The 26,319-nt window shown below is 70.8% G+C and carries 25 protein-coding genes; 10 read left to right on the forward strand and 15 right to left on the reverse strand.

All coding sequences use genetic code 11. The features are described from left to right. Window positions 1-96 precede the first annotated feature (96 nt). Together AB4Z01_RS04195 and AB4Z01_RS04200 are read right to left on the reverse strand one after the other, a co-directional pair. Complete coding sequence (locus AB4Z01_RS04195) at window positions 97-663, reverse strand: hypothetical protein (RefSeq protein ID WP_441690877.1); 567 nt, start codon at window positions 661-663, stop codon at window positions 97-99. A 296-nt stretch (window positions 664-959) separates the two neighbouring features. Further along, window positions 960-1,643 carry a LuxR C-terminal-related transcriptional regulator gene (locus AB4Z01_RS04200; protein ID WP_441690879.1) on the reverse strand — a complete coding sequence of 228 codons (684 nt, stop codon included), beginning with the start codon at window positions 1,641-1,643 and terminating at the stop codon, window positions 960-962. A 202-nt stretch (window positions 1,644-1,845) separates the two neighbouring features. Here AB4Z01_RS04200 and AB4Z01_RS04205 point away from each other — a divergent pair, with 202 nt between their 5' ends. Then, the gene (locus tag AB4Z01_RS04205) at window positions 1,846-2,457 is read left to right on the forward strand and encodes a hypothetical protein (protein ID WP_441690881.1); all 612 of its coding nucleotides are present in this window, start codon (window positions 1,846-1,848) and stop codon (window positions 2,455-2,457) included. Window positions 2,458-2,732: 275 nt separating this feature from the next. Then, on the forward strand, window positions 2,733-3,689 hold the full coding sequence (locus AB4Z01_RS04210) for a YopT-type cysteine protease domain-containing protein (RefSeq protein WP_441690883.1): 957 nt from the start codon (window positions 2,733-2,735) through the stop codon (window positions 3,687-3,689). Between the two features lie 19 nt (window positions 3,690-3,708). Here the strand turns inward: AB4Z01_RS04210 and AB4Z01_RS04215 are convergent, their stop codons facing one another. Further along, on the reverse strand, window positions 3,709-4,134 hold the full coding sequence (locus tag AB4Z01_RS04215) for a hypothetical protein (RefSeq protein ID WP_441690885.1): 426 nt from the start codon (window positions 4,132-4,134) through the stop codon (window positions 3,709-3,711). Between the two features lie 186 nt (window positions 4,135-4,320). Here AB4Z01_RS04215 and AB4Z01_RS04220 point away from each other — a divergent pair, with 186 nt between their 5' ends. Next, complete coding sequence (locus tag AB4Z01_RS04220; protein WP_441690887.1) at window positions 4,321-5,004, forward strand: FadR/GntR family transcriptional regulator; 684 nt, start codon at window positions 4,321-4,323, stop codon at window positions 5,002-5,004. Between the two features lie 4 nt (window positions 5,005-5,008). Here the strand turns inward: AB4Z01_RS04220 and AB4Z01_RS04225 are convergent, their stop codons facing one another. From AB4Z01_RS04225 to AB4Z01_RS04270, 10 genes are all read right to left on the reverse strand, one after another. Beyond that, entirely contained in the window at window positions 5,009-5,749 is a 741-nt protein-coding gene (locus tag AB4Z01_RS04225; RefSeq protein ID WP_441690889.1) for an ATP-binding cassette domain-containing protein, read from the reverse strand. Then, window positions 5,742-6,776, reverse strand: a complete 1,035-nt coding sequence (locus AB4Z01_RS04230; protein ID WP_441690891.1) for an ABC transporter permease subunit — start codon at window positions 6,774-6,776, stop codon at window positions 5,742-5,744. The genes AB4Z01_RS04225 and AB4Z01_RS04230 overlap by 8 nt, the downstream gene beginning before the upstream one ends. Window positions 6,777-6,848: 72 nt before the next feature. After that, a complete protein-coding gene (locus AB4Z01_RS04235; RefSeq protein WP_441690893.1) occupies window positions 6,849-7,838 on the reverse strand; it encodes an ABC transporter substrate-binding protein in 990 nt (329 codons plus the stop codon). A gap of 49 nt (window positions 7,839-7,887) precedes the next feature. After that, window positions 7,888-9,432, reverse strand: coding sequence for an FGGY-family carbohydrate kinase (locus tag AB4Z01_RS04240; RefSeq protein ID WP_441690895.1), 1,545 nt, complete (start codon window positions 9,430-9,432; stop codon window positions 7,888-7,890). A gap of 23 nt (window positions 9,433-9,455) precedes the next feature. Then, window positions 9,456-10,244, reverse strand: a complete 789-nt coding sequence (locus tag AB4Z01_RS04245; RefSeq protein WP_441690897.1) for a class I fructose-bisphosphate aldolase — start codon at window positions 10,242-10,244, stop codon at window positions 9,456-9,458. Between the two features lie 229 nt (window positions 10,245-10,473). Further along, window positions 10,474-12,117 (reverse strand): ABC transporter ATP-binding protein, encoded by a 1,644-nt coding sequence (locus tag AB4Z01_RS04250; RefSeq protein WP_441690899.1) that lies wholly within the window; start codon window positions 12,115-12,117, stop codon window positions 10,474-10,476. A 1-nt stretch (window position 12,118) separates the two neighbouring features. Then, on the reverse strand, window positions 12,119-12,976 hold the full coding sequence (locus AB4Z01_RS04255; RefSeq protein WP_441690901.1) for an ABC transporter permease: 858 nt from the start codon (window positions 12,974-12,976) through the stop codon (window positions 12,119-12,121). Beyond that, a complete protein-coding gene (locus tag AB4Z01_RS04260) occupies window positions 12,973-13,929 on the reverse strand; it encodes an ABC transporter permease (RefSeq protein ID WP_441690903.1) in 957 nt (318 codons plus the stop codon). Before AB4Z01_RS04260 ends, AB4Z01_RS04255 begins: the two co-directional genes overlap by 4 nt. Before the next feature lie 4 nt (window positions 13,930-13,933). After that, window positions 13,934-15,547, reverse strand: a complete 1,614-nt coding sequence (locus AB4Z01_RS04265) for an ABC transporter substrate-binding protein (protein ID WP_441690905.1) — start codon at window positions 15,545-15,547, stop codon at window positions 13,934-13,936. A gap of 202 nt (window positions 15,548-15,749) precedes the next feature. Next, window positions 15,750-16,415, reverse strand: a complete 666-nt coding sequence (locus AB4Z01_RS04270; RefSeq protein ID WP_441690906.1) for a haloacid dehalogenase type II — start codon at window positions 16,413-16,415, stop codon at window positions 15,750-15,752. A gap of 206 nt (window positions 16,416-16,621) precedes the next feature. Here AB4Z01_RS04270 and argE point away from each other — a divergent pair, with 206 nt between their 5' ends. The 4 genes from argE to AB4Z01_RS04290 all read left to right on the forward strand — a co-directional run bounded on the left by argE (window position 16,622) and on the right by AB4Z01_RS04290 (window position 20,386). Next, complete coding sequence (gene argE, locus AB4Z01_RS04275; protein ID WP_441690907.1) at window positions 16,622-17,770, forward strand: acetylornithine deacetylase; 1,149 nt, start codon at window positions 16,622-16,624, stop codon at window positions 17,768-17,770. A gap of 87 nt (window positions 17,771-17,857) precedes the next feature. Continuing rightward, window positions 17,858-19,135, forward strand: coding sequence for an NAD(P)/FAD-dependent oxidoreductase (locus tag AB4Z01_RS04280; RefSeq protein ID WP_441690909.1), 1,278 nt, complete (start codon window positions 17,858-17,860; stop codon window positions 19,133-19,135). A gap of 29 nt (window positions 19,136-19,164) precedes the next feature. Continuing rightward, a complete protein-coding gene (locus AB4Z01_RS04285) occupies window positions 19,165-19,878 on the forward strand; it encodes a GntR family transcriptional regulator (RefSeq protein ID WP_441690911.1) in 714 nt (237 codons plus the stop codon). 19 nt (window positions 19,879-19,897) lie between these two features. Continuing rightward, window positions 19,898-20,386: an Lrp/AsnC family transcriptional regulator gene (locus AB4Z01_RS04290; protein ID WP_441690913.1), complete on the forward strand. Its 489-nt coding sequence runs from the start codon at window positions 19,898-19,900 to the stop codon at window positions 20,384-20,386. Window positions 20,387-20,544: 158 nt separating this feature from the next. On the opposite strand, the gene AB4Z01_RS04295 is transcribed toward AB4Z01_RS04290, so the two are convergent. Then, entirely contained in the window at window positions 20,545-21,486 is a 942-nt protein-coding gene (locus tag AB4Z01_RS04295) for a 2-hydroxyacid dehydrogenase (protein ID WP_441690915.1), read from the reverse strand. Between the two features lie 2 nt (window positions 21,487-21,488). After that, window positions 21,489-22,340: a GNAT family N-acetyltransferase gene (locus AB4Z01_RS04300; protein WP_441690917.1), complete on the reverse strand. Its 852-nt coding sequence runs from the start codon at window positions 22,338-22,340 to the stop codon at window positions 21,489-21,491. Between the two features lie 343 nt (window positions 22,341-22,683). Here AB4Z01_RS04300 and AB4Z01_RS04305 point away from each other — a divergent pair, with 343 nt between their 5' ends. From AB4Z01_RS04305 to AB4Z01_RS04315, 3 genes are all read left to right on the forward strand, one after another. Beyond that, window positions 22,684-23,787, forward strand: a complete 1,104-nt coding sequence (locus AB4Z01_RS04305) for an NAD(P)/FAD-dependent oxidoreductase (RefSeq protein ID WP_441690919.1) — start codon at window positions 22,684-22,686, stop codon at window positions 23,785-23,787. Between the two features lie 2 nt (window positions 23,788-23,789). Continuing rightward, the gene (locus AB4Z01_RS04310; protein WP_441690921.1) at window positions 23,790-25,262 is read left to right on the forward strand and encodes an aldehyde dehydrogenase family protein; all 1,473 of its coding nucleotides are present in this window, start codon (window positions 23,790-23,792) and stop codon (window positions 25,260-25,262) included. A gap of 178 nt (window positions 25,263-25,440) precedes the next feature. Further along, window positions 25,441-26,289, forward strand: coding sequence for a D-amino acid aminotransferase (locus AB4Z01_RS04315; protein ID WP_441690922.1), 849 nt, complete (start codon window positions 25,441-25,443; stop codon window positions 26,287-26,289). Window positions 26,290-26,319 lie beyond the last annotated feature (30 nt).

Genomic DNA, 26,319 nt, shown 5'->3' on the forward strand with positions numbered 1-26,319 from the left:
CTGTTTCCCTCTCCTCGGGGAGAGGGAGGGGCCCGCCGCGTTGGCGGCGGGAGGGTGAGGGGGAGGGCCGGACGCCAGACTTCTACGCACCCCGCCTCACGCCGCCGCGTGGCCGATGTCCGGGCGGCGGACGATCCGGCTCATCGCCTGGCTCCAGGCATCCGCCTGCTGCGGCGGCCGCGGCGGGACGAAGGAGCGGTAGCTGCGGAACGCCAGGCGGTCATCCAGCCGCCGGGCCGGGGGCGGCTCGCGGCACATCACCCAGCTGGTCAGCTCGACCGCGCCGTGCTGGCGCAGGCTGTCGCCGCGGACCAGCAGCACCCAGCGGCCGGAATCGTCGAAATAGCCATGGTCGATGGCGTCGATCTCCACTTCGGGCGCGCCCGGCTGGCGCAGCGCCGCGGTCGAGGAATGCTTGAACGGCGCCGGCGACATCGGGTCGAAGCCGGCCAGGGTGAAATTGGTCCGCACGGCGAAGCTCCCGCCGGTCTCCGCCGCGCCGGCGGGCAGGATGCCGCGCACCAGCACCAGCGCGTTGAACGGCTCGGGCCCCGGGACGGCGCTGCGCAGCACCGGCTGCAGCTCGATCTCCAGCCCGGGGTCGTCGGGATCGGCCGGCGGGGCGGCGAGGCGGATCGGATCTCTGGCGTCGAGCATCTGCATGATGGCGTCTCGGAAGCCGTTGCGAGGAAGCCCTTCCGATGACAGCCAACCACGCCCCGCCCGCCCGGGTCGTCCTACGTTCGTAGGACGCCGGGCGGAATATTTGCGGGGGGTTGCGTTGGCGCAGCCGGGAGACCAACAGATTGCCTCTCCCGCTTGCGGGAGAGGTCGACAGCGCGAAGCGCTGGCGGGTGAGGGGATTTTGTCGAGGCCGGGACCGGCCCTCACCCGGTCGTCCTGCGGACGCCCGACCTCTCCCGCAAGCGGGAGAGGCACTACCAGAGATGTCGACAGACCTACCCCCGATCCCGACCCAGCAGCACCGCCACCGCCTGCGCCCGGTTGGCGGCGCCCAGCTTCTCGTACAGGTTGCGCAGGTGGAACTTGACCGTGTTCGGCGACAGGCCGAAGCAGCGGGCCAGCCCTTCGTTGCTCAGCCCCTCGGCCAGCCGCTCCAAGAGCTCGCGCTCGCGGCCGGTCAGGCAGGCCAGCGGGTCGGCCGCCGCGGCCCGGCCGAGGTCGAGGAAGGGGAACATCATCCGGCCGCGCGCCACCTCGGCCACCACGTCCAGCAGCCGCTCCGGCGGCTCGGATTTCGACAGGAAGCCGGCGGCGCCCAGCCGCATCGCCATCCGCGCCACGCCCAGATCGGCGCCGGTGTAGACGACGATGCGGGGAAGCGCCCTCCCGGCAAGCGCCAGCGCCTTCAGCGCCTCCAGCACGGCGCGGCCGTCGCCATTGACCATCACCCAGCCGATGATGCCGACATCGAACTCGAACCGCGTGACGGCGTCGAGGAAGCGCTCGCCGTCGCTGGCCGAGACCACCAGCTCGAACCGCCGGTCCTCGCCGAACAGCGACTGCAGCCCGCGCAGCACCAGCGGGTTCTTGTCGGCGAAACCGATGCGGATCGGGTTCGCCTCCGCCCCGCCCAGGGCGGGGGTCAGGTCGGTCAGGGGCGGGGACAGGGTCCTGGTCATCCGGTGTCGCGGCAAGGGTTCCGCCGGATGCTATCCCGTCCGGGCCCCCGCTGTCCGTCGTCCTTGCGACCAAGACGCCGGGGCAAAGCGGCGCGGCTGCAGTGTGAACGCGATGTGCTATTGCGTTAACGCGCGAGTCTCGTTCATGCTATGTTCTATGGATGAGGCGAAATCCGAACCGATCCGGCCGACCGACCCTGACATGCATTGGACGGGCTGGGCGCTGACCACGCTGCGCGAGGCGGCGGAGATCGACATGCGCTGCAAGCGGCTGACCGAGCGGCAGCAGGAGCGGGCGCATCACGACCCGAAGGCGCCGCCGCCGGCTTTCGGCCTGATCCAGGCGCGGCTGACGCGCTCGGTGCGGCTGACGGTCGCCCTGACCGACCGGATCCGCAACGGTTTCATGACCCGGCGGGACGAACGCAAAGCCTCGGGCGAGGAAGCCCGCCGCCGGCAGCGGCGCGAGCGCGCGGCGCAAATGGTCGGCGAGGCGACGGCGCAGCCCGAGCGCGGAATCGACGCCGAATGCATGCGGGCGATGGCGTGGGAGTCGCTGGTCGAGGACGAGATGCTCGACGCGCAGTTGGACACGCTGTCGGCGGAAGAATTGGTGCGGGAGGTCTGCCGCAAGATCGGCCACCCGCCGGTCCGGCTGCCGCAGAGCTGGGACGAGGGCTGCGAGATGACGCCCGTCCCGCCGCGGGAGACCGAGGCGGCCGACCGCGAGACCAAGGACGACTGGTCCGCGGAGTCGGGCGAGGCCGACACCGGCCGGCCCATGCCGGAACCGCCGAATCCGGACAGCAGCTAAGCGTCTGCGACCCGACCGCGTAGGTTGGGTTCGCATCGCGAACCCAACATCCCGCCGTCGCGCCATTGTTGGGTTCGCGTGCCGCGAACCCAACCTACGAAGCAATCACCAGCCATCCACTCTCCCCCTCCCCTCGCGGGWGGGGGCAGGGGGGAGGGGCTGCGCGCGGCTTCCGCATCCATGACCGCCGAGTGTTACCGCCGTCGCCAAGATGCCCGCGACGGTTTTCCCGGCGCGTGGGAGAAACGGGCGGGGCATGATGTGAGAGTGACGCTATGAAATCCGGCCCGTCCGACAACCACGCCGTGGTGATCGACTATCTGGTCGCGCTGGGAGTGCTTCGATCGCTGCCCCCGCCGGCGAATGACGAGCTTTCGCGCCTCGGGAGCACGACGGAGCCGGTTCCCGGCGGCAGCGAGGCACCGGCGGCGCCACGGCACGTCTTCGCCGGCCTGCGCGACCACGGCCGCAAGGTCGGGAAGTTCAAGCAGCGGCGATCGACCGGCAAGCTGACCGTGCAGGCCTTCGACCAGGAAGGATTCGGCATCACCCAGCAGGCGCTCGACCGGCAGAACCGCATCGGCTACTGCGTCGGGATCTCGATGAAATGGGCCGCGCTCCAATTCGCGGCGCCGGGCCTGGATGCCGGGCAGGCCGCCGCCGAGGTCGAGCAGCGCGAAGGCGACATCCACGATCGGAACGCGCAATTCGTGTTCGACGGCGCTCTCGGCAAGCTCAAGGGGCTGCGCTCCGCCGACTATGACGATCCGCTGCAGGCGATGCTGGCGGAATTCGGGGCCGAGCGTCTGTCGGGCGACAGGCTCGCGGGGATCCTGCATCCGCCGGGTGATGCCGACCAGGTTCCGGCGGCCACGGCCCTGGCGCAGGCGTGCCGGGATGACGACCTGCTGCCGCCGGGCGGAACCGTGATCGTCTTCCTCGCGGTGACGCGGCCGGGTGAGGCGGAGCGGCCGGGGCACGTCATCTCGCTGCGTCGCGACGGGGACGGGACGCTGCGCTTCTTCGACCCGAATGCCGGCGAGTATGTGGTCGACCGGCCCGGCCCCTTCTTCGCGGCCTGGATCCGGTCCTACCGGGACGGCCGGGGTGCCGAGCTGGAATTCGACACCAGCCGGATCATCGACGGCTTCTACCGCCTCGGGCCGCTGAGCCCGCCGCTGGACGACCCCGATTGGGAGTCGGACAGCAGCGAGAGCGACGAGGAGACCTAGCGGCTACTTCACCACGCCCCTACTTCACCACGAACGTCCCGCGCATGCTCTCGCCCTCGGTTTCCGGGGCCAGGAAGGTGAAGGTGCCGGGGCGGATCGGCACGAAGGTGATGGTGGCCTTGCCGGCGTCGTCGAACTCGATCGAATCCAGCCCCAGCGGCCGGATCTCGATCTTGTTGACCACCACCTCGTTGATCCAGATGTTGCGGAAGAACTCCGGCGCGGCGATGCCCAGCTCGGCGGTGCCGTCGGCCTCGATGCTCCAGCGATAGTATTTGCCGGCCTCCAGCTCATAAGGCTTCTCGGGGAAGGCCAGGCCGGAGGACAGCTTCAGCGTCTCCAGCGTGGTCGGGCGGGTGGTCAGCCCGGCCTGGGCCGCGGCGGGCCCTGCCAGTCCGAGCGCCAGCAGCAGGCCGGCCGCCGCCGCGATCGTCGGTGCACGCATCTTCAGGCTCCCTCCGTCTCCGGCGGCCCGTTCTCCGGAACCCGCCCGTTCGGGTGAGTATGGCGGCCCGGGGATGCTAGGTCCGTTGTCCTTTGGTCCAAGCCGGGCGCGGCCGGTGTATGCTCTGCGCAGCGATCACGATCGGGGGAAGAGACATGCGGCACAGCGGACCGGGACCCGGCTGAGATGGGGCGCAGCCTCGACCGCCTCGCCGCCTCGGTCGTCGACGGCATCCTCGACGACATCGCCGCCGGCCGGCTGAACCCGGGCGAGCCGCTGGCGCCCGAAGCGGCGCTGGCCGAGCGCTTCGCCGTGTCCAAGCCGGTGGTGCGCGAGGCCATGGCGCGGCTGGCGGTGCAGGGCGTCGTCGCCATCCGCCACGGCCGGACGACCGTGGTGCAGCCGCTGTCGGGCGGCGCCGTCGGCGACCTCTTCGCCACTCTGGCCCGCGCCTACGGCATCGCCCCGGCCGAGTTCTCCGCCCTGCGCCGGGCGGTCGAGATCGAGATCGCCGGCCTGGCCGCCGCCCGCGCCGACGCCGAGGACGTCGCCGGGCTGATCGAGGCGGTCGAGCAGATGGCGTCGGAGATCCGCACCATCGATCCCTGGGTCGAGGCCGACCTGCTGTTCCACCGCCGCCTCGCCGCCATCGCCGGCCAGCGCCTGCTGGCCCATCTGCTGCAGGCGCTCGAGGCCTCGACGCGCGAGACCATGCGCAACGCCAAGCTGAAGCGCGACCTCGCCACCACCCAGCGCGCCCTGCGCTGCCACATCGAGCTGGCCGAGGCGGTGCGTGCCCGCGACCCCGACCGCGCCCGCGCCCTGATGGTCGCCCATTTCGACATCGTCGCCGATCTGGATGGACCGTGAGGGGTCAGCCGCCGACCATGAGGCGCACCACCTCATCCGCATCCGTCTCGGCGGTCCGGCGCTCGCCGGCCTTGATGCCGCGGCGCAGCACCACGATCCGGTCCGCCACCGCGAAGATGTCGCCGAGATTGTGCGAGATGAAGACCACGCCCTTGCCCTGCGCCTTCAGCGCCTGGACCAGGGCCAGCACCTTGCGCTGCTCCGGCACGCCCAGCGCCGCGGTCGGCTCGTCCATGATCAGGATCCGGGCGTTCCAGTAGATCGCCCGGCCGATCGCCACCGCCTGGCGCTGGCCGCCGGAGAAGGTCGCGACCGGCGCCTCCAGCCGTTCGACATGGAAGTCCAGCCGCGCCATGGTCGCCCGCGCCGCCTCGGCCATGTGGCGGCGGTCCAGCACCGGCAGGAAGCCGAACAGCCGCCGCTTCGGCTCACGGCCGAGGAAGATGTTGGCGCCGATCGACAGGTTGTCGGCCAGCGCCAGGTCCTGGTAGATCGTCTCGATGCCGCGGGCCCGCGCGTCCTGCGGCGTGGCGAAGGCGACCGGCTCGCCGGCCAGCACGATCTCGCCCTCGTCATGGCGATGGACGCCGGAGATCGCCTTGATCAGCGTCGACTTGCCGGCCCCGTTGTCACCCGCCAGCGCCAGCACCTCGCCGGCCGCGAGGTCGAGCGACACCCCGCTCAGCGCCTGGACCCCGCCGAAGCGCTTGGACAGGCCGCGGACCGACAGCAGTGGCTCAGTCATCCCGGCGTCCTTGCGCGAGCCGGCGCTGGCTCTGGTCGACCAGCACCGAGATGATGATGACGACACCCACGGCCACGAACTGCCAGAACGGCTCGACGTCGATGAACACCAGCCCGTACTGGATCACGGCGATGACCAGGGCGCCGGCGATGGTGCCGCCGATCGTGCCCGACCCGCCGAACAGGCTGGCGCCGCCGATCACCACGGCGGCGATCGAATCGAGCAGCAGCGGCTCGCCCGCCTGGGCCGCGCCGGCGTTGAAGCGGGCGGCGTACAGCGATCCCGCCAGCCCGGCGCAGACCGCGGCCAGCAGGTACAGCCGGATGGCGTGGCGCCGCACGTCGATCCCGGCGCGCAGCGCCGCGTTGCGGTTGGCGCCGATGGCATAGGTGTGCTGGCCGAAGCGGGTCTGCGACAGCAGGTAATGCATCGCCAGGGCGGCGATCACGGTGATCAGCACCACGGTCGGGATGCCGGCGACCCGGCCGTTGCCGATGGTGGCGAACCAGCTGTTGACCACCGGCACCGTGGTGCCGCCGGCGATCAGGAAGGCGGCGCCGCGGGCGACGCCGTACATGCCCAGCGTGCCGATGAAGGGCGGCACCTTGAGATGCGCGATCAGCCAGCCATTCACCAGCCCCGGCACGAAGGCCACGGCCACGCCGGCGAGGAGGCCCAGCAGCATCGCCGGCACCGGGCCGAGGCCGATCACCGGCCCGAGATTGGCGGCATGGGCCGCGACCACCGAGGCCAGCCCCATGGTGAAGCCGACCGACAGGTCGATGCCGGCCGAGATGATGATGAAGGTCTGCCCCAGCGCCAGCAGCAGCGGCGCCACCGCGAAGACCCCGATCGACTGCAGGTTGTACGGGTTCAGGATGAAGGTCGTGTCGTAGACGATCCGGGCCCAGGCCTCGAAGAACACGACCAGGAGAATCAGGAACAGCCAGGCCCGCAGCTCCGCCACCCGGAGCAGGAAGGCCCGGCCGCTGCTGGTGGCAGGGGAGGGGATCGAGGAGATCGACATCGGCACCCGGCTCCTGGTCGGAAAAGGCCAGGCCGCCCGGGACGGCGGCCTGGCGGCTCGTCACGCGGCGGATCAGCCGGTGTAGAGGAACCGTGCCACCTTCGGGTCGTCGACATTGGTCTTGTCCATCACCGTGAAGCCGGTGCCGATCGCGGTCGGCACCGACTGCTCGGTCAGATGGGCGAAGGCGCTGATCACGCCGAACCAGCCGATCTCCGCCGGGTGCTGGGCGATGGCGATGTCGACCGTGCCGTTCTTCAGATCCTCGACGATCGATTGCGGCGCGTCGAAGGCCGCGACCTTGAGCGCGCCCGCCTTGCCCGCCTGCTTGACGCCGTTGGCGGCGCCGAGGGCGGAGAACAGGTTGGCGCCGAACACGCCCGCCAGGTCCGGGTTGCGGGCCAGCACCGCCTGCAGCTGCGACGCCGCCTTGTTGGCGTCGTCGTCGTTGAACTGGGTCTCCAGCACCTCGATGCCGGCATGGGCCTTGATCTCGTCCTTGAAGCCCTCCTCGCGCTGGTCGGTGGTGGAGATGCCGGGCTTGACGTTGGAGACGTAGACCTTGCCCTTGCCGCCGATCGACTTGGCCAGCGCCCGCGCCGCGATGCGGCCGCCCAGGATGTTGTCCGAGGCGATGTAGGACAGCGGGAAGTCGGCATTGCCGTCCCCGGCCTGATACACGCCGGTGCCGATGAAGGTGTCGACGGTGAAGACCGGCACCCCGGCATCGGCCGCCTTGCGCAGCGGCTCGATCAGCTGGGTCTTGTCGGTCGGGGCGACCAGCAGGGCGTCGGGCTTGCGCGCGATCACCGCGTCCAGCACCGGCACCTGCAGCACCGGGTTGAACTCGGGCGCCCCCTGGAACACCAGCTCGGCCCCGATCGCCTTGCACGCGGCCTCGGCGCCGCGGCGCATGGTGATGTAGAAGGCGTCGGTCGTCAGGCCGGGGACCAGGGCGATCCTGAAGCTCTTGCCCTGGGCCTTGGCCGAGGTGACCGCCGCGGCGGTGCCGGCGAGCGCGGCCGAGGCGCCCATGAGGGATAGAAGCAGTCTCCGTTCCATCGTTTCCTCCATCTGTCTGGTTGATTGCTTTCTTGGTCTTGGCGCGGGGTCAGGCCGGGACCAGTTCGGCCTTGCGGTCGAAGCCGGCCAGGGCGTGGTTGAGCGGGGTCAGCGTCGCATGCAGCCGCTCGAACACCGAGCGGTGCAGCGCATCGTAGCGTTCGGCGAGTGCCGGATCCGGCGCCACCGTGTGGTGCCGCTGGTCGATCGCGGCGAGGGCGGCGTCCAGATCGGGCCACAGCCCGGCGGCGATGCCACCCAGCAGCGCCGCGCCCAGCGCCGTGGCCTCGGGCTCGTCCACCACCGTGATCGGGCGGCCATAGACATTGGCCTTGATCTCGAGGAACAGGGCGTTGCGCGAGCTGCCGCCGATCGCCCGGATCTCGGTCGGCGGCGTGATCCCCGGCAGCGCCGCCATGGCGTCGACCATCAGCCGTGCCTGCATCGCCAGCCCCTCCAGCACCGCCCGGTACAGCGCGCCGCGATCGGCATGGGCGGTCAGGCCGATGAAGGCCCCGCGCGCGCTGGTGTCCGGGTCGGGCGGCGGGCTGTAGACCAGATGCGGCAGGAACACCACGCCCTGGCTGCCCGGCTCGACCGCGCGGGCCTCCGCGATCAGCGCCTCATGCTCGGCCTGTCCGGTCAGCGAGCGGAACCATTCGACCGCCCCGCCCGAGCTGTTGATGCCGCCGCCGAGATAGGACAGCTGGGTCCCGATCGCGCCCTGGATGAAGCCGCGCCGCATCACCGCCGGGTCGAGCAGCGGGAAGGCCGTCGCCAGCAGCACCGCTTCGGCCGTGCCCAGGCTGTCCAGCAGCATGCCCGGCCGGGTGATCCCGGCGGCGTAGGAGCCGCAGAGATGGTCGTGGCCGCCGGTCGCGACCACCGGCCGCCCGGCCAGGCCGGTTGCCGCCAGCACCTCCGGCCGCACCGGGCCGATCGCGGCGCCGGCGGCCAGGATCGGCGGCAGCAAGGCGGGGTCGAGCCCGGCGAGGCCCAGCAGCTCCTCCGACCAGCGGCGCTCATGGATGTCGAAATACAGGGTGCGCGAGGCCAGGGTCGGCTCGGTCGCGGCCACGCCGGTCAGGCGGAAGGCGATCCAGTCGGCGATGGCCAGCACCCTCCGGGCGCGGCCCATCGCCTCCGGCCAATGCGCCCGCATCCAGGCCAGCTTGCACAGGGTCAGGGTCGGGTCGAGGGCGAGGCCGGTGATCTGGAAGATGCGGTCCGGGCCGATCGTCTCGGCCAGCTCCCGCGCCGCCGCCTCGGTGCGCCGGTCGAACCAGACCAGCGACGGCGCCAGCGACCGGCCGCTGTCGTCGACCAGGACGCAGCTCTCGCCGACGCTGCCGACCGCGAGGCCGGCGACCGGCTTGCCGGCCAGCGACCGCGCCACCTCGGCCAGGCAGTCGGTGACCGCGGCGAACAGGGCGTCGGGGTCGTATTCACCACGGCCGCCCGCCTGCATCCGCGCCGGGGTCGGCCGCGCCGCCTGGGCCGCCCGGCGGCCGCGCGCATCGAAGGCGATGGCGCGGACCGACCGGGTGCCGACATCGATGCCGATCAGGAAGGGCGGATCGAAGCGCGTCGCCATCTCTGGCCCCGCAATGCGTGTCGTCAGCCGGCCAGGCCGCCGGCGGCCATCGCCTCGTCGACGCCCTGGCCGCGATGGATGATCGCCGCCAGCGCGCGCACCACCGCCGCCGGGTCCGGCGCCTGCCAGATGTTGCGGCCGAAGACCACGCCGCGCCCGCCGGCCTGGACCGAGCCGTGCACCACCGCCAGCGCGTCCCGCACCGTCTCCATCTTCACCCCGCCGGCGATCAGCACCGGGGCGGGGCAGGTCGAGGTCACCCGGCGGAAGCTGTCGGCCGAGCCGGTGTAGTAGGTCTTGACGATGTCGGCGCCGAGCTCGAAGGCGATGCGCGAGGCCGAAGCCATGGCGCCGGCATCGAGCGGGTTGGGGATCCGCTCGGCCGGGCAGGGCAGCGCCTCGACCATCACCGGCAGCCCGTCGGTGGCGCAGTCGCCGACCACCCGGGCGACGATGTCGTAGGTCCGCATCTCGACCGCGCCCCCCATGAAGCCCATGACGCAGACGCCGTCGACGCCCAGCCGGCGGGCATCCTCCACCGTGTGCAGCAGGCTCCATTCGGTGTAGCGCAGCCAGTCCTCGCGGTAGCTGCTGGGGCCGCCATCCAGCCGCAGATAGACCGGCAGCCGGCCCAGCAGCTTGTCGCGGTAGTGCTTGATCACGCCGTAGGAGGTCATGATGCCATCGGCGCCGGCTGCGATGACGCGATCCAGCACGGCGCCCGGGTCCTCAAGCCCCGGCACCACGCCGAGCGTGCGGGCGTGGTCCATGGCGATGACGATGCCGCGATCACCGAAGGAGAGTCTGGCCATGCTGCTCACCGGTTCGTTGCGGGAGGTCTTGCTGGCAAAGATGCGCTAACAGGTCGGATGTTAGTTATCTGATATCTTCTGTCAACGAATGATTATTTCGCATATGCGGCATGGATAAGCCGGTTTATGTCTGGTGGAAGGGCCGGACATGGCCGCGATCCTGGGAGAAGCGCCTGCTCTGGCAGCGCAGCATTCACCGTGCCGAGAGGAAAGGTCGTCGTCCGCCGCCTCAGGCGGCGGAGACCGCCCGCATTTGCTCGTCCAGCCAGCCGGTGCGCAGCTCGGGCACCGACGCCAGCAGCAGCTTGGTATAGGCCGCCTGCGGTGCGCGCAGCACCTGCTCGGTCGGCCCGGCCTCGACGGTGCGGCCGTGGCGCAGCACCAGCACCTCATGGCTGATCGAGCGGACCACGCCGAGGTCGTGGCTGATGAACATCAGGGCGACGCCGAGCTCGCGCTGCAACTCGGTCAGCAGGTCCAGCACCGCCTCGCCGACCACGGTGTCGAGGGCGGAGGTGACCTCGTCGCACAGGATCAGCTCGGGGTCGGCGGCCAGCGCCCGGGCCAGGTTGACGCGCTGCTTCTGCCCGCCCGACAGCTCGCCCGGCAGCCGGTCGGCCACCGCCGCCGGCAGGCGCACCAGGTCGAGCAGCCGGTGCAGCCGCTGCCGGCGCTGGCGGTCGCCCTGGCCGTGATAGAAGGCCAGCGGCCGGGCAATGATCTGCGCCACGGTCCGGGCCGGGTTCAGCGCGGTGTCGGCGTTCTGGAACACGATCTGGATGCGGCGCAGCTGGTCGCGGCTGCGGCCGCCCAGCGTGGCCGGCAGGGCCTGGCCGTCCAGCAGGATGCGGCCGCGCGCCGCCGGCAGCAGCCCGGCCACGACGCGGGCCAGCGTGCTCTTGCCGCTGCCGGATTCGCCGATCACGCCGAGCGTGCGGCCGCGCCGGATCGACAGGCCGATGTCCTGCAGCGCGATGACTGGCGGCAGTGCGCCGGGCCGGGCCGCGCCGAAGCCGGCGAGCAGCCCTTCGACCCGCAGCAGCGGCACGGAATCGGCCGGCGCCGCCGCCTCACTGATGGTCCGCCGCGCCGGGGTGGCGGCGGCGATCAGCTGGCGGGTGTAGCCGTCCTCGGGCGCGGTCACCAGGCGCTCGGTCGGGCCGGTTTCCTGCAGCCGGCCGTGGCGCAGCACCGCGATCCGGTCGGCGATCTGGGCGACCACGGCGAGGTCGTGCGAGACGTAGATGCCGGTCGTCTTCCGGGTCCGCACCACCGCCTTGAAGGCGCGCAGCACCTCGATCTGGGTGGTGACGTCCAGCGCCGTGGTCGGCTCGTCGAAGATCACCAGCTCGGGGTCGTTGATCAGCGCCATCGCCGCCATCAGCCGCTGCAGCTGGCCGCCCGAGACCTGGTGCGGGTAGCGGTCGCCGATATGGTCGGGGTCGGGCAGGGCCAGCTCGCGGAACAGCTGCCGCGCCTTCTGCCGCGCGGCCTCGGCGGTCATGGTGCCGTGGATCAGCGCGCTCTCGATCACCTGCGCCATGATGCTGCGCGACGGGTTGAAGGCGGCCGCCGCGCTCTGGGCGATATAGGCGATCTGCCGGCCGCGCAGGCCGCGCAGGGACTTGCGGTCGAGCGCCAGGATCTCGCGCCCGAAGACATTGACCGAGCCGGCGACGATGCGGCAGCCGCCGCGGCAATAGCCCATCGTCGCCAGGGCGATCGTGGTCTTGCCCGAGCCGGATTCGCCGATCAGCGCCAGCACCTCGCCCTGGCGAATGGTGAAGCCGACGTCGTCGACGATCACGGCCTCGCCGCCCTCCTCGGTGCGGGCGGTGACGCGCAGGCCGGAGACCTGGACGGTCGCGCTCATCTCAATGCCCCTCGCGGCGACGGCCGGGCAGGCTGTCGATCAGCAGGTTGACGCCGATGGTCAGCACCGCGATGGCGATGGCCGGCATGATCACGGCCGGCGCGCCCTCGCTCAGCCCCGAGATGTTCTCGCGCACCAGCGACCCCCAATCGGCATTCGGCGGCTGTACCCCAAGACCGAGGAAGCTCAGGCTGCTCAGCAGCAGCACGACGAAGACGAAGCGCAGGCCGAAATCCGCCAGGATCGGCCCGACCATGTTCGGCAGCACCTCCTGCAGCATGATGTAGCCGGTGCGCTCGCCGCGGGCGCGGGCGGCCAGGACGAAATCCTCCGCCGCGATGTTGACGCCGAGCGCCCGGGTGATCCGGAAGCAGCCCGGCAGATAGATGAAGGCCAGGGTCAACACCAGGATCGGGGTGGAGGAGCCGAGGCCCGCCACCAGCACCAGCGCCAGCATCTTGCTCGGGATCGAGGTCAGGGCGTCGAGCGTCCGGCTCAAGAGCGCGTCGGCCCAGCCGCCGACCGCGGCGGCGAACAGGCCCAGGCACACCCCGGCGCCGCAGGCCAGCAGGGTGGCAAGGCCGGCGATGCCAACGGTGTAGCGGGCGCCGAGCAGGATGCGGCTCAGCATGTCGCGGCCGAGATAGTCGGTGCCCAGCGGGAAGGCGGCGCTGACCGGCTTGAACACCTCGTAATCGATCACCGCCCCGGCATCGTAGGGGGCGAAGGCCCAGCCGAAGGCCGCGACCGTGACGCAGACCAGCACGATCGCGGCGCCGATCACGCCGGACGCGGACAGGCGCAGCCGGCGCGGCCGGCGCCGGGGCAGCTCGATGTCGTCGAGTGCGGGCTGGGTCATCGGTGGCGCAGTTTCGGGTTGGACAGGATCGCGGCGATGTCGGCCGCGGTGACCAACAGCAGATAGACCGCGCAGAACACCATGGCGCAGGACTGCACCACCGGCATGTCGCGCATGGCGACGCTGTCGACCATCAGCTTGGCGATGCCCGGATAGTTGAAGATGGTCTCGACGATGATCACGCCGCCCAGCAGGTAGGACAGGCTGAGCGCCACCGCGTTGGCGATGGCGCCGACCGCGTTCGGCAAGGCGTGGCGCAGCACGATGCGCGCCGGGCTGGCGCCCTTCAGCGCCGCCATCTCGACATAGGGCGACCGCAGCGTCTCGATCACCGCGGCCCGGGTCATCCGCGCCATCTGCGCCACCACCACGAAGGTCAGGCTCAGCACCGGCATGGCCACCGCGCGCAGGAATTGCAGAGGCGTGGCGTGGGCCGGGACGAAGGACAGCGCCGGCAGCCAGTGCAGATGCACCGCGAAGATCAGCACCGCGATGGTGGCGACCAGGAACTCCGGCACCGCCACGACCGAGATGGTGGCGGTGGCCACCACCCGGTCGTAGAGCGAGCCGCGCCAGACCGCCGAGGTGATGCCGATCGCCAGCGCCAGCGGCACGGCGACGGCGGCGACGATGGCGGCCAGCAGCAGCGAGCTGGCGAGGCGGGTGCCGATCAGCGGGCCGATCGGCTGGCGGCTGACCAGCGACACGCCCGGATCGCCGGTCAGCATCCCGCCGAGCCAGGCGAGGAAGCGCTGCGCCGCCGGCTGGTCCAGGCCCAGCGCGGTGCGCAGCCCGGCCACCGCCTCCGGCGTCGCGCTCTGGCCCAGGATCGCCTGCGCCACGTCGCCCGGCAGCAGCTGGGTGGCGACGAAGACCACCACGGCGACGAAGACCAGGGTCAACGCCGCGACGACCAGCCGCCCCCCGACCAGCTTCGCGATCTGGCCGTTCATCCGCCTAGCTGTCCAGCCAGACATACTCGCCGAAGCCGTAGCCCATCAGGGCGCCGGTCGGCATCGGCTTCAGGCCTTTCAGATTGCTGGTGTAGGCGTCGAGGTTGCTGATGAAGGTCGGGATCGCCACCCCGGACCCGTCGCGCACCATCACCTGCAGGTCGTGATACATCTGCCGGCGCTTGGCCTCGTCGGTCTCGGCCCGGGCGGCGACCAGCAACTGGTCGAATTTCTCATCCTTCCAGCCGGATTCGTTCCAGGCCGCATCCGACTTGTAGAACAGCGTCAGCAACAGGTCGGCGGTCGGCCGCGGGTTGATGTTGCCGAAGCCGACCGGCGACTTCATCCAGTAATTCGACCAGAACCCGTCCGACGGCACCCGCTGCACGTCCAGCGTCAGCCCGATCTTCTGCGCCTCCTGCTGCAGCAGTACCGCCATCTCCACCGAATTGTCGGCGGCGGGCGAGGCGACGACCGGGATGGTCGAACCCAGCACCCCCGCCTTCTGGAAGTGGAACTTGGCCTGGTCCGGGTCGAAGGGGCGTTGCGGAATGTCCTTGGCGTAGAACCGGTTCGAGGACGGGATCGGATGGTCGTTGGCGATCTCGGCATAGCCGCGATAGATCGCGGACTGGATCTGCTCGCGGTTGATCAGGCTCTTCATGCCCAGGACGAAGTCCGGGCTGCTACCCGGCGTGGCGTCGAGGCGCATGATCAGGTTGGTGTAGTTGCCGGCGCTGGTGTTCAGGACGCCGAAGGCGCCAGTGTCCTGCAACTGCTTGACCGAGCGCGGATTGATGGTCGAGGCCAGATGGACGTCGCCGGACAGAAGCGCGTTGACCCGGGCGCTCTCATCGGCCAAGCCGAAGAACTCGATCTGGTCGAGATAGGGCCCATCACGCCAGTAGCTGTCGTTGCGCACCGCGACCGAGCGCACGCCCGGCGTGAACTCCTGGCACTTGAACGGGCCGGTGCCGACAGCGGTGGTGAAGTCCTTGGTGCCGTCCTTGACGATGTGGAAATGGGCGGTGCCCAGGATCACCGGGAAATCGGCGTTGGGTCCAGACAGTTTGATGCGGACCTCGTTCGGCCCGGTCGCGCTGATCTCCTCCATCGCCGAGGCAAGGGCCTTGGCCTTGCTGCCGACCTCCGGGTCGAGATGGCGCTTCAGCGAGTAGACCACGTCCTCCGCCGTCAGGGCCTTGCCGTCGTGGAAGGTGACGCCCTTCCGCAGCTTGAAGGTCCAGACCGTGGCCTTGTCGTTCTCGATCGTCTCCGCCAGCTCCGGCTGCGGCTCGCCGGCTTCGTCGATCCGGGTCAGCTTGTTGTAGAACAGGTTGCAGCGGACATAATCGGTCGACGCCGTCTGCTTGGCCGGGTCGAGCGTGTCGGCGGTCGAGCTGGTGTAGCCGGCGACGCGGATGCTGCCGCCGCGCTTCGGCGTGTCGGCCAGTGCCCGGCTGGCGTGGGTGAGCACCGACCCGCCGGCGGCCAGGCCCATGCCGGCCATCCCCAGCATGCCCAGCACCTCGCGCCTTGTGGCGCCGCCGCGCAGCGCATCCAGGACCCGCCGGCGCTCGGCGGGGCGCATCGCTTCGAAATCGCTGATCTTCGTCATGCCGCCGTCCCTCTGTTGTGCGGGATCACCGATCCCGAGCTCCCCTGGTTGTTCTGATGCCGGGGCATCCCGGACGCGCGGTGTTCCGCGTCGCCCCTCGCAGCCGCTGATGCCGCGATGCCCAGGTTCCCGTCCGATATGATGGCGGTCATCGTAGGATTGTCAACAATCTTAATGAAGACGATGCCGCCACCGGGCCGGACTATAGCCCGAGCAGGCCGGGCAGGCCGCGGATGTCCTTGATCTCGTGATAGCCGTAATAGGGGTTGGACGGCTCATGCCCGCGGTTGACGAACACCTTGTTGGTGATGCGCAGGTCGTGCGCGGTCATCAGGTCGTAGCGGAAGCTGGAGGAGCAGTGCAGCACGTCCTCCGGTCCGCAGCCGAGCTGGTCGAACATGTATTCGAAGGCCTGCATCCTTGGCTTGTAAGCCTGCGCCTCCTGCGCCGTGTAGGCGGCGTGGAACGGGGCGCCGAGCCTGGCCACGCTGTGCGGGATCAGGTCGGTCATGGAATTCGACAGGATCACCAGCGGGATGCGGCTGGCGACCCTGGCCAGTGCCTCCGGCACATCCGGGTGTGGGCCCCAGGTCGGGATGGCGGCGTAGACGGCGTCGGCATCCTCTTCCCGGAACGGCACCTGCCACAGCTTGCAGCTGCGCTCCAGCGCGTTGCGCACGACCTCGTAATAGGGCTTCCAGGCGCCCAGCGCCTCGTCCAGGCGATAGGCCGAGAAATCGGCGCAGAACGCGTCCAGCCGTGACGCGTCGACCCGGTCGGCATAGATCCGCCGGGCCACGGGGGCCATCTCGAAATAGATCAGGGTGCCGTAGCAGTCGAAGGTGACGTATTTCGGTCTCAGGGCCATGTCCGGTCGCTTTCATGGGATCCGCGATCGGGCCATCCTAGAAGGGGCGGGCCGCACGGCCAGCCCCCTGCATGCCGCATCGCCGGGGCGATCATGCCGTTTGCGGCCAGCCGGATGGCACGACATGCCGATCCCGCGCCGTCCTTCGGCGCGACCGCTTCGGCGTGGCGGGGCAGGATGACGGCGCAATCGGGAGGAGGCGCGGGATGAAACCGGTCGAGGAAATTCTGGCGGATCTGGTGGCGATTCCGTCCGTCTGCCGCACGCCGAACGGGGCGATCGTCGACTATGTCCGTTCGTACCTCGCGGAGCATGGCGTGACGGCCACGGTGCTGCCCGGGCCGGAGGGCGACCGGTCCAACCTGTTCGCCACCATCGGTCCGGCGGAAGTGCCCGGCATGATCCTGTCGGCGCATCTCGACGTGGTGCCGGCCGCGCCGGAGGGCTGGACCGGCCATCCCTTCGCCCTGCGCCAGGACGGTGACCGCCTGTTCGGCCGCGGGTCGGTCGACATGAAAGGCTTCGTGGCCTGCGTGCTGGCCTCCGTGCCGGCCTTGGTCGCGGCCCGGCTGCCCCGGCCGGTGCACATCGCCCTGTCCTATGACGAGGAGGTCGGCTGCGTCGGCGTGCGCCACCTGATCGACCGGCTGCCGCTTCTGTGCGCCCCGCCGTCGGGCTGCATCGTCGGTGAGCCGACCGGGCTGCGCCCGGTGCTGCGGCACAAGGGCAAGATCGCCCAGCGGGTCCGCGTGCGCGGCCGCGCCGGCCATTCCTCCCGCCCCGATCTGGCCGACAACGCCATCCACCTGGCGGCGGAGTTGATGCTCGCGGTGCGGGACGAGGCCCGGCGGATCGAGGCGGAGGGCCCGTTCGACGACCGAGTCGCGCCACCGGTCTCGACGCTGCAGGTCGGCATCGTGTCCGGCGGCACCGGGGTCAACATCGTGCCGGCCGAATGCGTCTTCGACCTCGAGGCCCGCGCCATTCCGGGCATCGATCCGGCCGCTCTGTGGCAGCCGATCGCGCGCTTCGCCGCGGACCGGGTCGCGGCGCTGCAGGCCGAAGGGCGGTCGGTCGCCGTCGACAGCGAGACCCTCGCCCTCTACCCGGCGCTCGACCTTGCCGACGACCATCCGTTGGCGGCGCTGGCCGAGGCGATCTCGGGGCAGAAGCGGCAGGCCGCGGTCAGCTTCGGCACCGAGGCGGGCCTGTACCAGCAGGCCGGCGTGCCCGCGATCGTCTGCGGGCCGGGCGACATCGACCGGGCGCACAAGCCGGACGAGTTCATCACCCGGGCCGAGCTGGCCTCGGGCGTCGCCATGCTGAGACGACTGCTGTCTCATCTCTCGTTATGATTGTTGACAATCCTACGAGTGACGTGATCAAGCTAATGGGTCGCCGCCGCGACGGGCGCTGACGAAGCGCGCGATCCAGGATCGATCATGAAGCTGGCTTCCTATTGGATGGATTCCATGACGCCGTTCCAGGGCGCCGCCGCCGGCCCGGTCGAGGGCAAGGTGGATGTCGCCGTGATCGGCGCCGGATTCACCGGGCTGTCGGCGGCGCTGGCGCTGGCAAAGCGCGGCGCCCGGGTGGCGGTGCTGGACGCGGGGCGGGTCGGCGCCGGCGCGTCCGGCCGGAACGGCGGCCAGTGCAACAACGGCCTCGCGGTCGATTTCCAAGGCGTCGCGGCCCGGCACGGCCTTGACCGGGCCCGGCTGCTGTACCGCGCCTATGATTCCGCGGTCGACACGGTCGAGCGGCTGGTGCGGGAGGAGGGGATCGACTGCGATTTCCGGCGCACCGGCAAGATCAAGCTCGCCGCCAAGCCGGAGCATTTCGACAAGCTGCAGCGGGCGCAGGAGGTGCTGGCGCGCGAGGTCGATGCCGACACCGCCCTGATCGCGGCCGGCGACCTGCGGGCCGAGATCGGCTCCGACCGGTTCCACGGCGGGCTGCTCTATCGGAAGAGCGCCGGCATGCATATGGGCCGGTTCTCCAAAGGGCTGGCCGAGGCCGCGGCAGCACGTGGCGCGGTGATCTTCGAGGACGCGCCGGTGTCCGCGCTGGAACGGCGGAACGGCCATGCCCATGAGGTGGTCACCGCCCGCGGCAAGCTCAAGGCATCGCAGGTGCTGCTGGCCACCGGTCCGTCCCGCGTCGGCCCCTTCGCCTGGTTCCGGCGCCGCGTCATCCCGATCGGCAGCTTCGTGATCGTCACCGAGCCGCTCTCCCAGGCGCTGGTGGACGAGTTGATGCCGACGCGCCGGATGGCGACGGATTCGAAGAATGTCGGCACCTATTTCCGCATCCTCGGCGACAACCGGCTGCTGTTCGGCGGGCGCGCGCGCTTCGCCATCTCCAGCCCGCTGTCCGACGCCAAGAGCGGCAAGGTGCTGCAGAAGACGTTGCGCGGGGTGTTTCCGCAGCTCGGCGAGGTGCGCATCGACTATTGCTGGGGCGGCATCGTCGACATGACCGCCGACCGGCTGCCCCGGGCCGGCGTGCATGACGGCCTCTACTATTCGATGGGCTACAGCGGCCACGGCACCCAGATGGCCACGCATATGGGCGCGGTGATGGCCGAGGTGATGAGCGGCCGGCCGGAGGCGAACGTCTTCCGCGACCTCGACTGGCCGGCGGTGCCCGGCCATTTCGGCCCCCCCTGGTTCCTGCCCCTGGTGGGCGCTTACTATCGGCTGCAGGACGTCCTGCATTGAGCGGGATATCACCGAAGGCGGGGCAGCGTATGGCACAGGCGAACGGCACTGACGGGAAGGTGAAACGGCTGACGCGGACCACCCTGTCCGGCCAGGTCAGCGGCCAGATCCGCGCCTCGATCCTCGACGGCAGCTTCCCGCTCGGCGCCCAGCTGAACGAGATGGAGCTGGCGGCCAGTTTCGGCGTCAGCCGCGGGCCGGTTCGCGAGGCGCTGCAGCGGCTGATCCAGGAAGGGCTGCTGCGCAGCGAGCCGCATCGCGGCGTGTTCGTGCCGGAGCTGACCGACGAGGACCTGCAGGACATCTACTTCGTGCGCCGGTCGCTCGAGCTCGTCGCCCTGCGGCGGGTCATGGCCCTGCCGGACCGGACCGCGCTGGCGAAGAAGCTGAAGGCCGTCGTCAAGCAGATGGAGGCCTCCGTCCGGCGCGAGGACTGGTCGCGCACCGCCGAGCTGGACCTCGAGTTCCACCGCGAGATGGTCGACACCGCCGGCAGCCACCGGCTGTCCCGCGGCTACGCCACGCTGCAGGCCGAGACCATGCTGTGCCTGCACAAGTTGATGGGCGGCTATCGCGGCAACAAGGCGCTGATCGACGAGCACAAGCTGCTGGCCGACCTGGTCGGTGGCGACGATGCCGAAGCGGCGCTGAAGGAGCTGGACCGGCATTTCGGCGACCCGGTGCGGACGCTGCACAAGGCCAACGCCTTGCGGCAGGGCAAGACCGGCGTCGCCGCCGAGTAGGATCGTCAAGGAGCAGGTCGTGCACCCAACAGGCAACAGGCTCGATCAGATCGACATGCGGATCCTGGTGCAGCTGCAGCGCCAGGGCCGGATGACCAATGTCAACCTGGCGGATGCGGTCGGGCTGTCCACCAGCCCCTGCCTGCTGCGGGTCAAGCGGCTGGAGCAGGCGGGCTACATCGCCGGCTACGGCGCCCATCTCAACCTGGCGAAGCTGGGCGAGACCGTCACCGTCTTCACCGAGATCACGCTGGCCGACCAGACCATGCCCTATTTCACCCGCTTCGAGGCGGCGATGCGCGGTCTGGACGAGGTGATGGAATGCCACCTGGTCAGCGGCGGCTACGATTATCTGGTGAAGTTCGTCACCCGCAGCCTGTCGCATTACCAGGAGGTGATGGAAGGGCTGCTGGAGCGCCCGGTCGGGATCTCGAAGTATTTCAGCTACATCGTGATCAAGACTCCGGTCCGAAAGACCGAACAGCCGCTGATGAGCCTGTTTGCGTGAGCCCGACGGATGGGCCGGTGCCACCCCCTCACCCGAAATCGCGTTGCGATTTCGACCTCTCCCCGAGGGAGAGGTAAATTCCCTCTCCCTCGGGGAGAGGGAGGGACCCGACGCCGAAGGCGGCGGGAGGGTGAGGGGGGCACCGCCGGTGCCAGCACTCAGTACGCCTGCCGGCGGTCGACGACGTTCTCCATCGGCAGCCCGTCCCGATGTCGGCGGATGGCGCGGATCACCTGGCGGGCGGCGGAGTCCGGATGGGTGGCGGTGGCGACATGCGGGGTCAGCATCACATGGGGATGCCGCAGCAGCGGATGGTCGGGCGCCGGCGGCTCGGTCCCCAGCACGTCGAGCATCGCGGCCGAGACCTGCCCGCTCTCCAGCGCGGCCAGCAGGTCGGCCTCGACCACATGCCCGCCGCGGCCGACATTGACCAGTCCGGCCCCGGCCGGCAGGGCGGAGAACGCCGCCGCGTTCAGAAGGCCCCGCGTCGCATCGGTCAGCGGCAGCAGGCAGATCAGGACCTCGCAGGTGCCCAGGAACTCCGGCAGCGCGTCCGGCCCGGCGAATCCGGTGATGCCCGGGATCGATTTCTCCGACGCGCTCCAGCCGCGCACGGCAAAGCCCAGGTCGCATAGCGCCTCGGCCGCGGCCCGTCCGAGCACGCCCAGACCCAACACCCCGACCGTGCGGTCGCCGCTGCGCCGCACCGGGCGCGGGACCCAGCGGCCCTCGCGCTGGTCGGCGAGATAGGCCGGGATGTCCCGGTGCAGCGCCAGCACGGCGTACAGCACGTATTCGACCATCGACCGGGTGAGGTCCGCATCGACCATGCGCACGAGCTGGACCCGCGGCGGCAGTCGGTCCAGGGCCAGATGGTCCACCCCGGCGCCGAGGCCGAACAGCACCTCCAGCTTCGGCACCGACCGCGTCATATCGTCCGGCGGCATCCAGGCCACCAGATAGGCGGCGTCCGACGGCGGCGCGTCCGGCGACCAGACTTCGAGCGCGATGTCCGGCGCCTCGTCCCGGAACACCCGGTCCCAGACCGCGCCGCGGACCGGGTCGGATTTGTACAGCAGCGTCGCTCGCGGATCGGCCATGGTCAGCCCAGGGCCTGATTGACCAGCCCGAAGATCCGCGCGGAAGCCGCCGGCGCCGGCCGGTCGCCGCGCCGCATGGTCACGACCGTGTCAACCCGCGCCAAGCCGGCGGCGGCGAGCCGGTCGGCGAAGGCGCCGTCATCCGGCGTGTCCACCCGCAGGAAACGGCCGGCATGCTCGTCCAGATGCGGCTGCAGCAGGGCGACAGCCGCATCCTCGTCCGGCGCGACGATCGGGCCGACGACATGGCCGCGGCCGAAGGGGCGGCACAAGCTGAAGCCCGCAACTTCCCCATTCGCCTCATAGGCATAGCCGACCGAACGGATGGCGAGACCGTCCAGCGCGGCCAAGCGTTCCGCGCCATAGGCCTGCCGGTCGAGAGCATGGATCAGCGGCCAGTCCTCGGCCGCCATCGGCCGCACCCGCCCGGCCGCGGCCACGGCCGGCACCGGCTGCACCGGCCCCTGGTGCTGATGGATCCGGCCGATCTCCCGAAACCCTTCGGACCGGTACAGCCGCAACCCCGCCGGGGTGGCGTTGAGCTGCAGCACGCGGTCGCCGGCCTGATCGAACAGCCACTGCATCAGGCGCCGCCCGGTGCCCTTCGCCTGCAGCCGCGGCGAGACGATGATCATGCCGACCGTGCCGAAATCCGGGCCGAACGGCCACCACAGGGCCGACCCGATCACCCGGCCGGCGCCGTCGCAGGCCACCACGCCCTCGCCGACCTCGTAGACGAAGCGCCAATCCTCCGGCCGGTGCGCCCAGCCGGCCTCCACGGTCAAAGCGTGCAGCGCGGGCAGGTCCTGCTCCGTCATCGGGCGCAAGGTCGGGGGAGGGGAGTCCTGGGTCATCACCGCTGTCTCTGGTCGGGCCATTTGCCCTCAGCTTGCTCCGCCCATCCTGGCACGATCGCCCGAAAAGCCGGCTGCGCACCATGCGGATGCACCAAAGCGGCGCGCATCCATGGCAGCATCTGCCGCACCGGCCGGGCTAGCCTCGGTGGCAGACAGTAGGGACGATCGGGTTAAGAACAGACCACCCATTTTCTGTCATTGCCGGGCTTGACCCGGCAATCCAGGAGATGTCGACATCCTCTGGATGCCCGGGTCAAGCCCGGGCATGACAGTTGTGGGTTCCGTTCCTTCACCCGATTGCCCTCGCAGGCATCTTCACCGGAAGAACAGGGCGTATCCTATGGCTCGTGTCGTCATCATCGGTGCCGGTATCGTCGGTCTGTCCGTGGCGCGGGCGGCGCTTAAGCGCGGGCACGAGGTGCACCTGCTGGAGCAAGGCGAGGTGCCGAACCCGCACGGCGCCTCCTACGACCAGCACCGGATGATCCGCTACCATTACGGCGCGGCCGCCGGCTACACCCGCATGGTGGCGCCGGCCTTCGAGGCGTGGTCGCGGGTCTGGGACGACATCGGCAGCGAGCAGTTCGAGAACACCGGCGCGGTCGCGATCTCGCTGGAGGCCGGCGACTACGCCGCCCAGACGCTGGAGGTCTTCCGCGAGCTGGGTGTCGCGCACGAGGTGCTGGACCGCGATGGCGTCGAGCGGCTGTGCCCGCATCTGCAACTGCCCGAGGGCGCCTGGGGCGTCGTCGCCTTCCCCGGCGGGCCGCTCTTCGCCGGCCGCATCGTCACCGATCTGGCGCGCTGGGTGGCGGATCACGGGGCCGTGGTCGAAGGCGGCTGCCGCATCGCCCGGGTCGACCAGGAGCGCGGCGTCGCCGTCCGGGCCGATGGCAGTACGGTCGAGGGCGACATCCTGGTGGTCGCCGCCGGCGCCTGGCTGCCGGCGCTGATGCCGGAGCGCTACGGCGATGCGTCCACCTGGCGGCAGGGCCTGTGCTATGTCGAGCCGCCGGCCCGCTTCGCCCAGTCCTGGCGGGACGCGCCGGCCATCGTCACCCTCGGCGACCATGGCGGCTACACCCTGCCGGACCGCCGCGGCGCCGGTCTCAAGCTCGGCCACGGCCCGCATCGGCGACGCGCCCGGCCGGAGGTCGACGGCTTCGGTTCGGACCTCGCCAGCGAAAGCGAGGCGATCCTGGCGCCGTTCCGGCCCTATCTCCGGGATGCAGCGGACTATCGCCCGACCCGGATCCAGGTCGGCTACTACGTCCTCGACCCGTCGCGCCGCTTCCGGCTCGACACCGCCGGGCGCGGCCTCGTGGTGACCCATTGCGACGGCCAGATGTTCAAGTTCGGGCCGCTGCTGGGCGAGCGCATCGTCGCCATGTTCGACGGTGCCGAAAGCGCGGCCGACCTCGCCCGCTGGGCCGCGGGATACTGACCATGCTCGACTTCGATCCCGCCGCAGTCGCCATCCCCCCCGGCCATTTCATCGACGGGCGCGTCGTCGTGGGGGAGGGCGAGACGATCGGCGTCCGCCGCCCTTCCGACAGCGCGCTCTATGCCGACCTCCCCATTGCCTCCGCCGACCTCGTCGACCGGGCGGTGACCGGCGCGGCCRAAGCGCAGCGCCGGACCGACTGGGCCAGCTGCGCGCCGCGCGAACGCGCCCGGGTGCTGCGCCGCTTCGCCGACCTGATCGACGCCCGGGCGCAAGAGCTGGGGAGGCTCGAGGCGCTCGGCTCTACCCGGCCGATCGCCCAGGCCCTGGCCGTCGACGTGGCCAGCACGGCGGAGGGCTTCCGCTTCTTCGCCGAATATGCCGACAAGCTGGGCGGCGAGGTCGCGGCGACCCGCAGCGACAGCCTCGGCCTGGTGATCTCCGAACCCTATGGCGTCGTCGCCGCGATCACGCCCTGGAACTTCCCGCTCAGCATGGCGTCGTGGAAGGCCGGACCCGCGCTGGCCGCCGGCAACGCCATCGTGCTCAAGCCGTCGGAGCTGACGCCGTTCTCCACCGTGCTGCTGGCGCAGCTGGCGGTCGAGGCCGGTGTGCCGCCGGGCATCTTCAACGTGGTCCAGGGCACCGGCGCCGTCACCGGCGACGCGCTGTGCCGCCACCCGCTGGTCGGCAAGATCTCCTTCACCGGCTCGACCCGCACCGGCGCCGCGATCATGGCGGCCAGCGCCGCCAGCGGGGTCAAGCCGGTGACGCTGGAGCTCGGCGGCAAGAGCCCGCAGCTGGTCTTCGCCGACACGCCGAGCGCCGACCGCACGGCCCGCCAGGTCGCCGCCGCGATCCTCGGCAATGCCGGCCAGGTCTGCGTCGCCGGCTCGCGCCTGATCGTGCAGCGCCGGCTCAGGGACGAGATGGTGGAACGGCTCATGGTGCTGTTCGCCGAGGTGCGGCCGGGCCCGACCTGGCGCGGGGACACCAGCTTCTCGCCGATCATCTCGACGCCGCAGGCCGACCGGATCGACGGCATCGTCCGCCGCTCCCTCGCCGCCGGCGCCCGGGCCGTGATCGGCGGCCGGCGAATGGCCTCGATCCAGGACGGCGCCTTCTACGAGCCGACGATCCTGACCGACGTCACCCCCGACATGCCGGCGGTGCGCGAGGAGATCTTCGGCCCGGTGCTGACGGTCCAGGCCTTCGACGACGAGGAGGAGGGGCTGGCGCTGGCCGACCACCCGGATTACGGCCTCGCCGCCGGCGTGCACACGGCGGATCTCGGCCGGGCGATGCGGGCGGTGCGCCGGCTGCAGGCCGGCACCGTCTGGGTCAACCGCTACGGCCGCACGGCGGACTTCATCCTGCCGACCGGCGGCTACAAGCGCTCCGGCATCGGCAAGGATCTCGGGCGCCAGGCGGTCGAGGCCAATCTGCGCCACAAGAGCGTGCTGATGGAGTTCTGATCCCGGATGGTGAGCTCACGTCATCGCGAGCCCGAACTCCTCGCGATGACGATTTCGGAAACGTCCGGTCCGTCAGTGACCCAATTTCTGAAAAATCTCTACATGCGGCGGGCCGAACGGATTATGCCCTTCCTCCTGGTCGACGACGCACCCGTCCCCCAGCCCAGGAACGCCGACAATGACCCTCGCCTACTGGAACGGTTCCTATCTCCCCCTCGACCAGGTTCAGGTCTCGCCGCTCGACCGCGGCTACCTGTTCGCCGACGGCGTCTACGAGGTGGTGGCGGTCTATGACGGCCGGATCTTCGAGCTCGACGCCCATCTCGACCGGCTGGCCCGCAGCCTCGCCGCGGTCCGGATCGAGCCCGGCCTCGACCGCGCCGGTCTCGCCACGGTGTTCCGGCAGCTGGCCGAGACTGCGCCGCGCCCGGCCGGGACCATCTACATGCAGGTCACCCGCGGCGCCCCGGCCCAGCGCAGCCATGCCTTCCCGGCCGCGTCCCATGCCAGCATCCTCGCCTTCGCCGGCCCGCTGAAGCGCCTGAGCCGGGCACAGCAGGCGGATGGCTTCGCCCTGGTCTCGGCCCCCGACATCCGCTGGCTACGCTGCGACATCAAGTCGATCGCCCTCTTGCCCTCCGTCCTCGCCGCCCAGCAGGCAGCCGAGGCCGGGGTGCTGGAAACGGTGATGCTGCGCGACGGGCTGGTCAGCGAATGCGCCGCCAGCAACGTCTTCGTCGTCAAGGACGAGCGGGTGGCGACGCCCGCCGCCGACCATCGCATCCTCGACGGCATCAACCGCCGCATTGCCATCAGCCTCACCGAAGAGCTGGGCTTCGCGATCGAGCAGCGCGACGTGCTGGAGGCCGAGCTGCGGGCCGCCGACGAGATCTGGATCACCAGCACGACCAAGGAGCTGGCGCCGATCRTGCGGCTGGACGGCGCCGCGGTCGGCCCCGGCCGGCCAGGGCCGGTTTGGCGGCGGGTGCGCGGCGCTTTCGACCGCCTGATCGGCCTGCCGGCATGAGCCAGGCGGCGCCGCTGATCGAGGTCGACG

This window comes from Inquilinus sp. YAF38, assembly GCF_052113205.1.
Lineage (GTDB): Bacteria > Pseudomonadota > Alphaproteobacteria > DSM-16000 > Inquilinaceae > Inquilinus.